This is a genomic window from Prescottella sp. GW823-FHT02E09, from assembly GCF_058797375.1.
The window spans coordinates 162,164-175,042 of sequence record NZ_JBXAJP010000009.1 but is presented as its reverse complement, the minus strand read 5'-3'; the positions used below and the strand labels follow the sequence as shown (position 1 = coordinate 175,042).

The window sequence follows — 12,879 nt, the reverse complement described above, 5'->3', positions numbered from 1 at the left end:
CGTACAGACCGGCCTCCACTCACTAGTCTAGTGGATGTTCCGGACGGTCTTTGACCAGGTCGGGGCCGTCTTCCTGCAAGGAGGGGAGCTCCCCGTGAAACTCCACAGAACAGCCGCCGTGTCCGTGCTGGCCATCGCGGCTCTCGGTGTCGCCACGAGCACCGCCTACGCGGAGCCCGGACCTCCGCCCGGTCCCGGTGTCATCCACTACCAGACCCAGATCGGTGCCAATGGAACGTCGCTCGACACGGTGCTCGACGCCGGCACGTTCCGGGTCGCGGGCAACGTCGTCGACGTCGTCGATCCCACCGGCACCACCGTCGGCACCATCCCGCTGACGTACCCGGTGGCCGGTACCGACGTCGCGCTCGTCCCGTCGGTCGACGGCGGCAGGCTCACCCTCACACCGGCGATCCCGGCTCAGGGTGTCTCGGCGCTGCACGACGTGGACGCCCGCCAGGACGCCTACGACAACATGGTCCGGCAGATCGAACAGGGCTGGTTCAACGGCGGTCAGATGAATGCGCAGATCGGCGCGGGAGTCGGTGCGGTCGTCGGCTGTGTGCTGTTCCTCTTCGTCGGCTGCATTCCCGGTGCGGCGATCGGTGGCGCGATCGGTGCTGCGACCGGAATCAACAACAACAACCCGGCGGTACAGCCCGCCATCTTCGATTTCATCGCCACGCTCTACTGACCCGGCCGGTCGCTCGCCTCGGAGTCGGGGAGGGGCGAGCTCCGGCGGAGCAGTGCGCGCAGGTTGTCGGTGACGATGCGGGCCGAGATGGTGGGGTCGATGGCGCGCTGGATACCGAGACCCACACCCAGACTGAGGATGCTGCGGGCGGCGTCGTCGGCTGGGATCGGGAGGGTGAACCCGGTGGAATCCGTCAGTGAATTCAGCAGTGCCAGAACCATTCCGTGCGCCATGCCGAGCGTCGAGGCGAGGGCGGCCCGGACATCGGGGTCGTGGCGGGAGGCGGCGATGAACTCGAACTCGAGCATTGTCCAGTCGACGTCGCCGAGTGTCCGTTCGGCCCAGTGCTGGAAGCGGGTGAGTGTGGCGTCGAGTCCGTCGTCGGCCGCGAGCAGGGTGGCAACCTCCTCGAACTTGGTCGAGTGGATCAGCTCCAGGACCTCGAGGCACAGCTCCTTCTTGCCGCGGAAGTTCGAGTACACCGCGCCCTTCGAGTAGCCGGCCGTCTCGGCGACCTTCTCGAGTGATGTCGCCGCGTATCCGTCGGTCAGGAACAGGTCGCGGGCGGTCGCGAGCAGGTCGGCCCGGGTCCGGGCCTGGCTCTCCGATCTGGTCAAACGTGGCATCCGGTCATTCTCTCCGAAATTTGGGGTACCGACGGTATTCGAATACTGTTAGCTTCTGACTATGACGTCGAGTGACACACATCTCAGTCGTGGCGTGGTGATCGGATGCGGGGGAACGTTGGGGGCGGCCTGGACGGTCGCGGCGCTGGTCGCGGTGCGCGATGCGTTCGGCTGGGAGCCGCGCGACGCCGACGTCCTGATGGGCACGTCGGCCGGGGCCGAGCTGGTGACGATGCTGGGCAGCGGAGTCGGTGTCGACGAGATCCTGGCGATGCAGCTGGGCGAGTCGACGCATCCCGTGCTCGCCGGACATCTCGCGGGTACGCCTGGCCGTTTCCCGCCGCTGCCGCGACCGCGGCTGGGCTCGCCCGGACTGCTGCGCCGTGGCCTGCCGACCGTGACCGGGCTCAGCGGGGTGCTCCCGGAGGGCGGCGGCGACGCGGGCTGGCTCGACCGGCTCGCGAACGGTCTCGGCACGGACGGCTGGGTCTCGCATCCCGACACCCGGCTGGTCGCGATGGACTACGCCACCGGTGAGCGGGTGGCGTTCGGTGCGCAGGGGGCGCCGCACGCGACCCTGTCGGAGGCCCTGCGGGCATCGTGGGCGATCCCGGGCTGGATGCCTCCGGTCCGGATCGGCGGCCGGCGATACGTCGACGGCGGCGCGGCGTCCACCGCGTCGGTCGACCTGCTGGCCGACCGCGGGCTCGACGAGGTGATCGTGCTGGCGCCCATGGCGTCCCGTGGTCGCATCCGCGGCCGCGGCCCAGCCGCCCTCGAACGGGCGGTGCTCCGGAACTGGATGAGCACCGGACTCGACGCGGAGTGCGCGGCGCTGGCGGCGTCCGGTACCCGTGTCGTCAGGATCGACGCGACCGCCGACGATCTCGCCGTGATGGGCGCCAACTTCATGGACGACCGCCGACGGCTTGCGACCCTCGAACATTCGCTGCGCAGCACCCGCACCGCGGTGGAACGCGCCCTCACGACAGGAGACCGTGCATGACCCGCCACCACGAGGTGATCGTCGTCGGCGCCGGAATCTCGGGCATCGGCGCCGTGATCCGGCTGCAGCGCATGGGAATCGACGACGTCGTGATCCTCGAGAAGGGCGACGCCCTCGGCGGCACCTGGCGCGACAACACCTACCCCGGTTGCGCGTGCGACGTGCCGTCGGCGCTGTACTCGTACTCGTTCGCGCCCAACGCGGACTGGAGCCGACTGTTCGCGGGGCAGAACGAGATCCGCGAGTACATCGAGAGGACCGCGGCCGCACACCGCGTCCACGAGCGTGTGGAGTTCGACACCGAACTGCTGCGCGCCCAGTGGGACGAGCCGTCGCGGCGGTGGACGCTCGAGACGTCGAACGGCACGTTCACGGCCGACGCGGTCGTCGCGGCTGCCGGCCCGTGGAACCAACCGCTGCTCCCCGACATTCCGGGGCTCGACGGTTTCACCGGCGAGGTGTTCCACTCGTCGCGGTGGAACCACGACTACGACCTGACCGGCAAGCGTGTCGCCGTCGTCGGAACCGGTGCGTCGGCGGTGCAGTTCGTGCCGGAGATCGCTCCGGCGGTCGCGGAGTTGCACCTGTACCAGCGCACGGCGCAGTGGGTGCTGCCCAAGCCCGACACCGCGCTGCCGGCCCCGGTCCGCGCGGCGATGGCCGCGGTACCCGGAGCGTCGAAGGCGTTGCGGCGCATCCAGTACGGCATCATGGAGGCTCTCGGTGTCGGGTTCCGCAACCCGTGGATCCTGCGCGTGGTCCAGCAGATCGGCCGCGTGCAACTGCGGGCGCAGGTGCGCGACCCGCGCCTACGGAAGTCGCTCACGCCGGACTACACGCTCGGCTGCAAGCGCCTACTGATGTCCAACACGTACTACCCGGCGCTGAACCGACCGAACGTCGAGGTGCACGCGAGCGCCGTGCAGCAGGTGCGCGGCAACGTCGTAGTGGGTGCCGACGGCATCGAGCGAGAGGTCGATGCCATCATCTTCGGGACCGGCTTCCACATCCTCGACATGCCCATCGGCTCCCGGGTGTTCGACGGCCACGGCCGCAGCCTCGACGACCACTGGAAGGGCAGCCCGCAGGCGTATCTCGGCACCACCGTCGCCGGATTCCCCAACGCGTTCGTGCTGCTCGGGCCGGCCCTCGGCACCGGGCACACGTCGGCGTTCATGATCCTCGAGGCGCAACTGGACTACCTGACGGCCGCGATCGGCGCCGCCCGGACGGCCGGATGGACCAGGATGGACACCCGGCCCGAGGTGCAGGCCGCGTTCAACGCCGAGGTGCAGCAGGCCCTCGCCACCACCGTCTACAACGCCGGCGGCTGCCAGAGCTACTTCCTCGACGTCAACGGCCGCAACAGCTTCAACTGGCCGTGGTCGACGGGGCGGATGCGGCAGAGGCTGCGGCACTTCGACGAATCGGCCTACCTGACGTCGACGGACACCGAGGAGAAGGTGACATCGTGACGAGATATCCCGACATCGATCCGGCCGGCGCCCGCGTGCTGGTGACCGGTGCGGGGCGCGGCATCGGGCGCGCCACCGCGAAGGCGTTCGCCGCACGCGGCGCGACGGTCGCGCTCGCCGACATCGACCTGGTCGCGGCGCAGGACAGCGCTGCCGGAGTGGGGACCGCCCACGTGCTCGACGTGCGATCGCGGGCGTCGTGGGATGCCTGCGTCGCCGAGGTGGGCCCGATCGACATCCTCGTCAACAACGCGGGCGTGATGCCCGTCGGTGGCTTCCTGGACGAGCCGGACGCGACCGGTGAGATGACGATCGACGTCAACGTGTGGGGCCCGATCCACGGCATGCGGGCCGTGGTGCCCGGGATGATCGCGCGCGGCCGCGGGCACGTCGTGAACGTCGCGTCCCTCGCGGGGAAGATCGCCATCCCCGGGCTCGCCGTGTACAACGCGAGCAAGTATGCGGCCGTGGGACTCTCGTCGGCGGCCCGCCTCGAGTTCGCCGAGCACGGCATCAGCGTCTCGACCGTGCTGCCCAGCGCGGTGCGCACCACGCTGACGTCGGGCATCCCGCTCGGTAAGGGGCTGCCCACCGTGGACCCCGAGGACATCGCCGACGCCGTCCTGCGCACCGTCCGCACCCGGCGCGCCGAGACGCCCGTCCCGGGTTACCTCGCGGCCCTCGACGTCGGGCTCGCCGTGGCTCCGGAACGGCTGGTGCGGCTGATCCGACGGGTCGTCGGCGGTGAGCGGGCGCTCACCCGCGTCGACCCCACCGCGCGGGCCGACTATGACGCGCGGCTGCGGCGGGGCGAGGGTCGGTGACCGTGGATCGGCGCTCCCAGTACACCGGGGGTCACCAATACCGTCGATCCGCTGCGCCCTAGTCGGTGAGCCCATCGATCGTCACGATGCCAGCAGGGTCTGGATGGTCGATCGTCGCCTGGTATCACGACGACGCAACGCGACTGCCAGAGGAGATATCCAGTAGGCAACCCGAGTGGCTGTGGCTACCCCGCACTTGTATGCCCGCCGCCATCATCCTGTTGTAACTGCAACATTGGCGAGAACACCTCACCGGTCGAGGTACCGAGGTGCACATCGACCATGGTCTGTGCTGTGGAACTCATCCGGTCATCGTCTCGGCTGTAAACACGGGGCCGGAGGCCTCACACCGGCAAACTCCCGCTAGCCGAACTCCACCCCCTGGGCGAGAGGCAGATCGTCGGAGTAGTTGACCGTGTTGGTGGTGCGGCGCATGTACGCCTTCCAGGCGTCCGAACCGGATTCGCGTCCACCACCGGTGTCCTTCTCGCCGCCGAACGCGCCACCGATCTCGGCGCCCGACGTGCCGATGTTGACGTTCGCGATGCCGCAGTCGGAGCCGTCCGAGGCCAGGAATCGTTCGGCCTCACGCTGGTCGGAGGTGAAGATCGCCGACGACAATCCCTGCGGCACACCGTTGTGCAGTTCGATCGCTTCCTCGAAGGTGTCGTAGGGGAGGACGTACAGGATCGGGGCAAACGTCTCGGCGCGCACGATCGAGGTCTGCGACGGCATGCGCACCAGCGCGGGAGTCACGTAGAACGAGCCACCGCCGCCGACCCGCTCGCCGCCGGTCACCACCACACCGCCGTCGGCTCGCGCGGTGTCCAGCGCCGCGTGCATCGAGTGGAACGCGGCACCGGAGATCAACGGCCCCACCAGAACCCCGTCGTCGAACGGGTCACCCACGGGCAGCTGCCGGTACGCGTCGGCAATCCGGTTCGTCACGTCGTTCACGATCGAGCGGTGCACGATCAACCGCCGCAGCGTCGTGCACCGCTGTCCCGCAGTGCCGGCGGCCGCGAACACGACGGCACGCACCGTCAGATCCAAGTCGGCGGACGGTGTCACCACCGCGGCGTTGTTGCCGCCGAGCTCGAGCAGACACCGTCCGAAACGGGCCGCCACCCGCGGGGCCACGGCCCGGCCCATCCGCACCGAACCGGTGGCACTGACGAGCGCCACGCGTGGATCGTCGACGAGTTGCTCGCCCACCACCGCCGTCCCGAGCACCACGTGATGCAGGCCGTCGGGAGCGCCGGACTCGGACGCGGCCCGGCGCAGCAGCGCATCGCACGCCATCGCGGTGAGCGGCGTGGTCTCCGACGGCTTCCACACGACCGGGTCGCCGCACACCAGCGCGAGCGCGGTGTTCCACGACCACACCGCGACCGGGAAGTTGAACGCCGAGATCACCGCCACCACCCCGAGCGGATGCCACGACTCCGACAACCGGTGGCCGGGGCGCTCCGACGCCATCGTGCGGCCGTACAGTTGGCGGGACAGGCCGACCGCGAACTCGCAGACGTCGATCATCTCCTGCACCTCGCCGAGCGCCTCCGAACGGATCTTCCCCGCCTCGAGCGTCACCAGGTCGGCCAGATCGTCCTTGTGCTCGGTGAGCAACTCCCCGAGCCGGTGCACCACGGCCCCGCGCCGGGGCGCGGGCACCGTCCGCCACGTCGCGAACGCCTCGTGGGCGCGGCCGACCGCCGCGTCGACGACCGCGTTCGTGCTCGGGTGCACGAACGCGAGAACCGAGCCGTCGATGGGGGTGCGCGCCGTGAGCGGGGCGGGGCCGGCATCGCCGACGATCTCGGGAAGTGTTGCACCGCAACGCCCGAGTGCCGCGATCGCGCGGTCTGCCAACGTGCCGGTGCCGGGAAGCGTCATGATCCGGTCCCTCCTGAGCGTTCCTGTTGTCGCCGATACAGCTCGTACGGGTCGTGGATCTCGCGTCCGATCGCGGCCGCGAGCGAGACTCGGTCGTAGGTGGTGCCCACCTCGCCGGTCGCCGCCGGGGTGTCGGCGTCCAGGTTCGACCGGAAGATCCCCGCCGCCGACTTCGGGAGGAAATCCTCGTAGACGATCGGCGTACGCACCCCGTCGTGGTACGTGAAGTAGGCCGTGTCGTGCTTCTCGAGCTCGTCCTCGGACCGCGGGAACCGCTTGTCCCGCAAGTGCTTCTCGTTGGACGGATCTGCGGCCAGCAGTTCGTCGTACAGTGCCCGTCCGGCGGGGGTGAGCGCTATCCCGCGGGCCTCGACCTCGCCGAACCGCACCCGCAGCTCGCCGTCGGTGATCGAGCCGTCGGACTCGAGGAAGCGGCGCGGCTCGGCCAGCGCGCGGAACGACGTCTGCCGCAGCAGCACCGCCGGACCGTCCCACCGTGGCGGACCCTGGATCCGGTCGATCATCGCGATGCCCCGCGCCGACATCCGTGCGTACAGGTCGTCGATGTCCAGGACTCGCGGCGTGAGGTGGTTGATGTGCGTACTGGTGACGCCCCCGATGTCGGCGGCGACCGCGGAGACGCGTTCGAGCTCGCGATACCAGCCGCGATCGACCGGCTCGCCCGACAGCTCGAACACCCCGGTGGCCAGCGTGAGGAACCGCTGCGCCTGTGGCTCGTCCAGACCGCCGTCGTCGGCCGCGCGGCGGGCCAGCGACAGCAGCACGTCCGGGAACAGCCGCCGCCGGTCCAGGAAGGCGTCGAGCCGGCGCTGCAGGTCGGCGTCGAAGAACCGCCGGTCCGCGGTCGTGAGCATCGACGTGAACACCCGGAACGGGTTACGGGCCAGTTCGTCGGGCGCGATCGGACGGAATGCGGTCGAGACCACGGGGACCGGGGGAGTGGCCTCCCGCAGGTCGTAGAACCCCACCGGGTACATGCCGAATCCGGCGAACAGGACTGCGACGTCGTGCATCTCGGCCACGGTGCCGACCCGGATCGCGCCGTGCCGCTCCGCCGTCACCCGGGCGATGCTGCCGAGGCGCTCCGCCGAATCCGGATGGCCGGCCAGAAAGTCCGCATTGACCTGTTCGGTGACCTCCACCAGGGTCGTGTAGGCGGGCACCTCGCGGCCGTACATGCGAGACAGCGCCGCAGCGAATCTCGACCGTAGTTCGTGGATTTCGGCCATCGCACCTCGATCGTACGAGTCCCGAGGCGCCGCCGGGGGCCGGAACGCTGACGTAGCCTTGGAGGATGAGCACGGCGGTCCGCCCCGCGGCCGGTGACTCGGAACTGCCACCGGGCCGCGTTCACGACGTCCTGCGAGCGCACATGCTCGCGGACGGGTTCGACCTCGTCCTCGACCTCGAGACGTCCCGTGGCGCGCACGTCGTCGACCTCCGCGACGGCACGTGCTATCTCGACATGTTCGGCTTCTTCGCGTCGTCGGCGCTCGGCATGAACCATCCCGCACTCGCCGACGACGAACAGTTCCGGCACGAACTCGTGACGGCCGCGATCAACAAGCCCAGCAACTCCGACGTCTACACCGTCCCGATGGCGCGGTTCGTCGACACGTTCGCGCGCGTGCTCGGCGACCCCGGGCTACCGCACCTGTTCTTCGTCGACGGCGGCACGCTCGCCGTCGAGAACGCGCTCAAGGTCGCGTTCGACTGGAAGAGCCGACTGAACGAGGCTCGCGGGCTCGACCCCGCGCTGGGGACGCAGGTGCTGCATCTGACCGAGGCGTTCCACGGCCGCAGTGGCTACACGCTCTCGCTCACCAACACCGACCCCGCCAAGATCGCGCGGTTCCCCAAGTTCGGGTGGCCGCGCATCGACGCGCCGTACCTCGCCGACGGGCGGGACGTCGCGGCCGCGGAGGACCACGCGCTCGCGCAGGCCCGTCGCGCGTTCGCCGAACACTCCCACGACATCGCGTGCTTCATCGCCGAGCCGATCCAGGGGGAGGGCGGCGACCACCATTTCCGGCCCGAGTTCTTCCACCGCATGCACGAGTTGTGCCGCGAACACGACGCCCTGCTGATCTTCGACGAGGTACAGACGGGCTGCGGGCTGACCGGCACCGCGTGGGCGTTCCAGCAACTCGGCGTCGCCCCGGACGTCGTCGCGTTCGGGAAGAAGACCCAGGTGTGCGGGATCATGGCCGGCGGCCGCGTCGACGAGGTCCACGACAACGTCTTCGAGGTCAGCTCCCGGATCAACTCGACGTGGGGCGGCAACCTCACCGATATGGTCCGGGCCCGCCGCGTCCTCGAGGTGATCGAGGACGACCGGCTGATCGACCGCGCCCGGCTGTGCGGTGCGCACCTGCTGCGCCGACTCGAGGAACTGGCCGCCCGGCACGACGCGGTGACCGAGCCGCGCGGACGCGGGCTGATGTGCGCGATCACGCTGTCGTCGCCCGAATACCGCGATCGGGTGGTGACCGAACTGCGGGAGCGTGAACACGTCCTGTTCCTCGCCACCGGCGAGCGCGGCATCCGGTTCCGGCCTCCGCTGACCGTGACGATCGCCGACCTCGACGCGGCCGTCGACGCGCTCGACCGGGTCCTCACCCCTGACGCGGTAAGGACCTAAGACCCTCATCCAGGTGTTTCGGACCACATCGACGGTGCGCCGGGCGGGTCCGGTGCGCGGTCTCGTTACGATTGTCGAGGTCTATCGAGGAGGCAGACGAGTGCAGATCACCAGCGTCGGACACGCCGGATTCCACATCCAGACCGAAGCGGGGTCGATTCTCTGCGACCCGTGGGTGAACCCCGCGTACTTCGCGTCGTGGTTCCCGTTCCCCGACAACACGGGCCTGGACTGGGACACCCTCGGCGACGTCGACTACCTGTACGTCTCGCACCTGCACAAGGATCACTTCGATCCCGAGACTCTCACCGCGCACGTCAACAAGGACGCGACCGTCCTGCTGCCGGACTACCCGGTGCCGGACCTCGAGCGTGAACTCCGCAAGCTGGGCTTCACCAAGTTCTTCGAGACCCAGGACTCCGTCAAGCACACGGTGAGCGGTCCCAAGGGCGACCTCGACGTCATGATCGTCGCGCTGCGCGCGCCGGCCGACGGCCCGATCGGCGACTCCGGCCTGGTCGTCTCCGACGGCGAGACGGTGTGCTTCAACATGAACGACGCGCGCCCGGTCGACATGGATCCGATGCTCGAGGCGTTCGGCAAGATCGACATCCACCTGCTGCAGTACTCGGGCGCCATCTGGTACCCGATGGTCTACGACATCCCGGCCGGCACCAAGCGCAACTTCGGCAAGCAGAAGCGTCAGCGCGGCATGGACCGTTGCCGCAGCTACATCGAGCAGGTCGGTGCCACGTGGGTCGTGCCGTCGGCGGGCCCGCCGGTGTTCCTGGACGACGCGCTGCGTTCGCTCAATGACGACCACGGCGACGAGGGAAACATCTTCCCCGACCAGATCGTGTTCCTCGAGCAGATGCGGATCCACGGCAACGACGGCGGACTGCTGATGATCCCCGGTTCCACCGTCGACATCCACGGCGAGAAGGCGACGCTGGCACATCCGATCCCGGACGCCGACGTCGAGAAGATCTTCACCGACAAGGCCGCCTACATCGAGGACATGGCACAGCGCCTCGCGCCCGTCATCGCGGCCGAGAAGGCCACGTGGGCGCCCGCGGAGGGCGAGCCGCTGCTCGGGCCGCTCAAGGCCAAGTTCGAGCCGATCATGGCGCAGTCCGACCTGATCTGCGACGGCATCGGCTACCCGGTCGGACTCGTGATGGGGGACGAGACCGTCGTCCTCGACTTCCCGAACCGCACCGTCCGGGAGCCGCAGGAGGGCGACGGCAAGTACCGCTACGGCTTCCGCATCGCACCCGAACTGGTGCGCACCGTGCTGCGCGACGACGAGCCGGACTGGGTCAACACGATCTTCTTGTCCACCCGCTTCGAGGCGTGGCGCGTCGGCGGCTACAACGAGTTCCTCTACACGTTCTTCAAGTGCCTGACGGACGAGCGGATCGCCTATGCCGACGGCTGGTTCTCCGAGGCCCACGACGACAGCGCGTCGATCGAGATGGGTGGCTACGAGATCCAGCGCCGCTGCCCGCACCTCAAGGCCGACCTGTCGAAGTTCGGTGTCGTCGAGGGCTCCAACCTGACGTGCAACCTGCACGGCTGGCAGTGGGACCTCGAGACCGGGCGCTGCAAAACGTCCAAGGGACACGAGCTGCGGTCGGCGAAGCTGGGCTGACCGCCCGATCCGCACGACACGAACCCGGCGGCCGAGACTCCCACGAGCCTCGGCCGCCGGGTTCGTCTAGATTCGGGCGCATGACGTCATCCCCCGGGGAGAAGCCCGGTGCGAGCATCCCGATCCTGTCCGTTCCCAACCTGCGCGATGTCGGTGGCTACCGCACCCGGGACGGCGCCACCATCCGGTTCGGGCGTTACTACCGCTCGACCGACCTCAGCAAGATCACCGTCGACGACGCCCCGCGGCTCGCGGACCTGGGCCTGGTGACGGTGTTCGACCTGCGCACCCACTCGGAGCGGGAGGCTGCACCGGACCGGCTGCCGCCGTCGGCCCGCGAGGTCCCGCTCGACGTCCTCGCCGACAAGGCGCTGCGGTCGGTGCCCGCGCAGATGCAGGCCGTGATGTCGGATCCGTCGATCGCGGTGTCGATGCTCGGCGAGAACAAGGCACTCGACTACTTTCTCGGCAGCTACCGCGACTTCGTGACCCTGCCGAGCGCGCTCGCGTCGTACCGCACCCTGTTCACGGATCTGGCGGCCCGCGACAACCTGCCCGCCCTCGTGCACTGCACCACCGGCAAGGACCGCACCGGCTGGGCGACGGCGTCCCTGCTGCTCCTGCTCGGGATGGACGAGGACGACGTCTTCCACGAGTACCTGCTCACCAACGACCAGTTGCTGCCGGCGTTCGCGTCGATCTTCGACAAGTTCACCGCCGCCGGCGGGGATCCGGAACTGCTGAAGCAGGTTCTCGGGGTGCGGCCCGAGTACCTGCAGGCGGCGCTGGCACAGATGCGCGAGAAGTTCGGCTCGATCGAGGGCTACTTCGCCGACGGACTCGGCATCGACGTCGCCGGACAGGACGCGATCCGCGCGCACCTGCTCGAGGGCTGACGACGGTTCAGGCGGGGATGCGCAGCGGCCGCGCGAGCACGCGCGCGAGCACGAGTCCGATCACGATGCCGACGGCGTCGGCCGTCGCATCCCACACCGATCCGCTGCGCTGGATCGGCAGCGCGCCCTGCAGCACCTCCGACACCGCCGCGAACACCAGCAGCCACGCCGCCGTCCACGCCACCCCGATGCGGGCGTAGCGGGACGTGAGCGCCAGCGCCGCGAACATCAGGGCGTGGGTGACCTTGTCGCTGTTCTCCGGTCCGCTCGGGACCGTGGAACCGGGGGAGAACAGCATCACGAGCACCACGACGGTCGCGATCGCGAGCGGCACCGCGCGCCGGTCGAGCTTGTCGAACACGGGACTCCTCAGTGCTCGACGAGGGTCAGCCCCAGGGCGCCCTCGGTGAATCGTCGAACCGCATCGGTCGCGGTGGTGAGCACGTCCTCGTGGCCGGGCCGCGCCCAGCCGCTCAGGACGCCGGTGCCGTCGGACGGGGTCACACCCACCTCGGCGAGCAGTTCGCCCGTCGTCGGCTCGCACACAGCCCAGGAATAGTGCTCGTCGTCGGCCCACTGGCGGACCCGCTCGGCGACGTAGCCGGGATCGGCGATGCCGCCGTCGCGCAGCGCCGGACGGTCGTCGACACGCTCGTCGGCCCGCAGTCCGCGCAGGTACCAGGAGCCGGCATTGATCTCGATCGGTTCCATCAGCAGCCGCCGCGCCCCTTCTTGCCGCCGAACAGAACTGCCGCCGTCGCCGGGATCAGCAGGAAGAACAACCAGCTGTGATCGATCGGGACGAGGAAGAACAGGGCGAGCGCCACGAACGGGATCACCGCCATCACGGTGTTGCGCCAGCTCTTCTCGTCGTCGGACTCGACCGCGTCCGGTGACACCGTCGCGGGCGGGGCCGCGGTGAGAGCCGGCAGGTCCGCGAACACGGTGTCGAGCTGTCCGCGCGTGGTGGCCGACGCGATCCGCCCGCTGCGCTCGTCGAACTCGGTGACCGTGAGCCGACCGTCGCTGAAGTGCCGGGTGAGTGCGTCGAGCGCCTGCTCGCGTTCGGCGGTGCCGATTCGGATATCGGGGACGTCGGCCATGTCTGGATACTACTGTGCGCGCCTTGCGGATCCGAGATCCGCAAGGCGC

13 protein-coding genes are annotated in these 12,879 nt (G+C 69.4%); 7 read left to right on the top strand and 6 right to left on the bottom strand.

Going from position 1 to position 12,879, the window contains the following annotated elements:
• The first annotated feature begins 94 nt into the window (after positions 1 to 94).
• The gene (locus AC1RIF_RS22025; RefSeq protein ID WP_492603487.1) at positions 95 to 694 is read left to right on the top strand and encodes a DUF8020 domain-containing protein; all 600 of its coding nucleotides are present in this window, start codon (positions 95 to 97) and stop codon (positions 692 to 694) included.
• On the opposite strand, the gene AC1RIF_RS22020 is transcribed toward AC1RIF_RS22025, so the two are convergent.
• Entirely contained in the window at positions 688 to 1,320 is a 633-nt protein-coding gene (locus tag AC1RIF_RS22020; RefSeq protein WP_492603486.1) for a TetR/AcrR family transcriptional regulator, read from the bottom strand. The two genes, AC1RIF_RS22025 and AC1RIF_RS22020, sit on opposite strands and share 7 nt — an antisense overlap.
• Before the next feature lie 61 nt (positions 1,321 to 1,381).
• Here AC1RIF_RS22020 and AC1RIF_RS22015 point away from each other — a divergent pair, with 61 nt between their 5' ends.
• Genes AC1RIF_RS22015 through AC1RIF_RS22005 form a run of 3 tightly spaced genes read left to right on the top strand, consistent with a single transcriptional unit; the run spans position 1,382 to position 4,625 of the window.
• Positions 1,382 to 2,326: a patatin-like phospholipase family protein gene (locus AC1RIF_RS22015; protein ID WP_492603485.1), complete on the top strand. Its 945-nt coding sequence runs from the start codon at positions 1,382 to 1,384 to the stop codon at positions 2,324 to 2,326.
• Entirely contained in the window at positions 2,323 to 3,801 is a 1,479-nt protein-coding gene (locus AC1RIF_RS22010; protein WP_492603484.1) for a flavin-containing monooxygenase, read from the top strand. The genes AC1RIF_RS22015 and AC1RIF_RS22010 overlap by 4 nt, the downstream gene beginning before the upstream one ends.
• On the top strand, positions 3,798 to 4,625 hold the full coding sequence (locus AC1RIF_RS22005) for an SDR family oxidoreductase (RefSeq protein ID WP_492603483.1): 828 nt from the start codon (positions 3,798 to 3,800) through the stop codon (positions 4,623 to 4,625). The genes AC1RIF_RS22010 and AC1RIF_RS22005 overlap by 4 nt, the downstream gene beginning before the upstream one ends.
• Positions 4,626 to 4,988: 363 nt before the next feature.
• Here the strand turns inward: AC1RIF_RS22005 and amaB are convergent, their stop codons facing one another.
• Together amaB and hglS are read right to left on the bottom strand one after the other, a co-directional pair.
• Positions 4,989 to 6,518, bottom strand: a complete 1,530-nt coding sequence (gene amaB / locus AC1RIF_RS22000) for an L-piperidine-6-carboxylate dehydrogenase (protein WP_492603482.1) — start codon at positions 6,516 to 6,518, stop codon at positions 4,989 to 4,991.
• Positions 6,515 to 7,768, bottom strand: coding sequence for a 2-oxoadipate dioxygenase/decarboxylase (gene hglS, locus AC1RIF_RS21995; RefSeq protein WP_492603481.1), 1,254 nt, complete (start codon positions 7,766 to 7,768; stop codon positions 6,515 to 6,517). Before hglS ends, amaB begins: the two co-directional genes overlap by 4 nt.
• A gap of 65 nt (positions 7,769 to 7,833) precedes the next feature.
• On the opposite strand from hglS, the gene lat reads away from it, so the two are divergent.
• From lat to AC1RIF_RS21980, 3 genes are all read left to right on the top strand, one after another.
• Entirely contained in the window at positions 7,834 to 9,180 is a 1,347-nt protein-coding gene (gene lat, locus AC1RIF_RS21990) for an L-lysine 6-transaminase (protein WP_492603480.1), read from the top strand.
• A gap of 100 nt (positions 9,181 to 9,280) precedes the next feature.
• Entirely contained in the window at positions 9,281 to 10,831 is a 1,551-nt protein-coding gene (locus AC1RIF_RS21985) for a Rieske 2Fe-2S domain-containing protein (RefSeq protein ID WP_492603479.1), read from the top strand.
• A gap of 80 nt (positions 10,832 to 10,911) precedes the next feature.
• Entirely contained in the window at positions 10,912 to 11,727 is an 816-nt protein-coding gene (locus tag AC1RIF_RS21980) for a tyrosine-protein phosphatase (protein WP_492603478.1), read from the top strand.
• Between the two features lie 7 nt (positions 11,728 to 11,734).
• Here the strand turns inward: AC1RIF_RS21980 and AC1RIF_RS21975 are convergent, their stop codons facing one another.
• The 3 genes from AC1RIF_RS21975 to AC1RIF_RS21965 all read right to left on the bottom strand — a co-directional run bounded on the left by AC1RIF_RS21975 (position 11,735) and on the right by AC1RIF_RS21965 (position 12,830).
• Positions 11,735 to 12,025: a VanZ family protein gene (locus tag AC1RIF_RS21975; RefSeq protein WP_492603529.1), complete on the bottom strand. Its 291-nt coding sequence runs from the start codon at positions 12,023 to 12,025 to the stop codon at positions 11,735 to 11,737.
• 71 nt (positions 12,026 to 12,096) lie between these two features.
• Complete coding sequence (locus AC1RIF_RS21970) at positions 12,097 to 12,438, bottom strand: hypothetical protein (protein WP_492603477.1); 342 nt, start codon at positions 12,436 to 12,438, stop codon at positions 12,097 to 12,099.
• Positions 12,438 to 12,830, bottom strand: coding sequence for a DUF1707 SHOCT-like domain-containing protein (locus AC1RIF_RS21965; protein WP_492603476.1), 393 nt, complete (start codon positions 12,828 to 12,830; stop codon positions 12,438 to 12,440). Before AC1RIF_RS21965 ends, AC1RIF_RS21970 begins: the two co-directional genes overlap by 1 nt.
• Between the last annotated feature and the right edge of the window lie 49 nt (positions 12,831 to 12,879).

What these genes read in the sequence shown, in the direction of transcription:
- AC1RIF_RS21970 (WP_492603477.1), bottom strand. Translation starts at nt 12,438, where the DNA reads ATGGAACCGATCGAGATCAATGCCGGCTCCTGGTACCTGCGCGGACTG.
- AC1RIF_RS21980 (WP_492603478.1), top strand. Translation starts at nt 10,912, where the DNA reads ATGACGTCATCCCCCGGGGAGAAGCCCGGTGCGAGCATCCCGATCCTG.
- AC1RIF_RS22015 (WP_492603485.1), top strand. Translation starts at nt 1,382, where the DNA reads ATGACGTCGAGTGACACACATCTCAGTCGTGGCGTGGTGATCGGATGC.
- AC1RIF_RS21975 (WP_492603529.1), bottom strand. Translation starts at nt 12,025, where the DNA reads ATGCTGTTCTCCCCCGGTTCCACGGTCCCGAGCGGACCGGAGAACAGC.
- AC1RIF_RS22010 (WP_492603484.1), top strand. Translation starts at nt 2,323, where the DNA reads ATGACCCGCCACCACGAGGTGATCGTCGTCGGCGCCGGAATCTCGGGC.
- AC1RIF_RS21965 (WP_492603476.1), bottom strand. Translation starts at nt 12,830, where the DNA reads ATGGCCGACGTCCCCGATATCCGAATCGGCACCGCCGAACGCGAGCAG.
- amaB (WP_492603482.1), bottom strand. Translation starts at nt 6,518, where the DNA reads ATGACGCTTCCCGGCACCGGCACGTTGGCAGACCGCGCGATCGCGGCA.
- AC1RIF_RS22020 (WP_492603486.1), bottom strand. Translation starts at nt 1,320, where the DNA reads ATGCCACGTTTGACCAGATCGGAGAGCCAGGCCCGGACCCGGGCCGAC.
- hglS (WP_492603481.1), bottom strand. Translation starts at nt 7,768, where the DNA reads ATGGCCGAAATCCACGAACTACGGTCGAGATTCGCTGCGGCGCTGTCT.
- lat (WP_492603480.1), top strand. Translation starts at nt 7,834, where the DNA reads ATGAGCACGGCGGTCCGCCCCGCGGCCGGTGACTCGGAACTGCCACCG.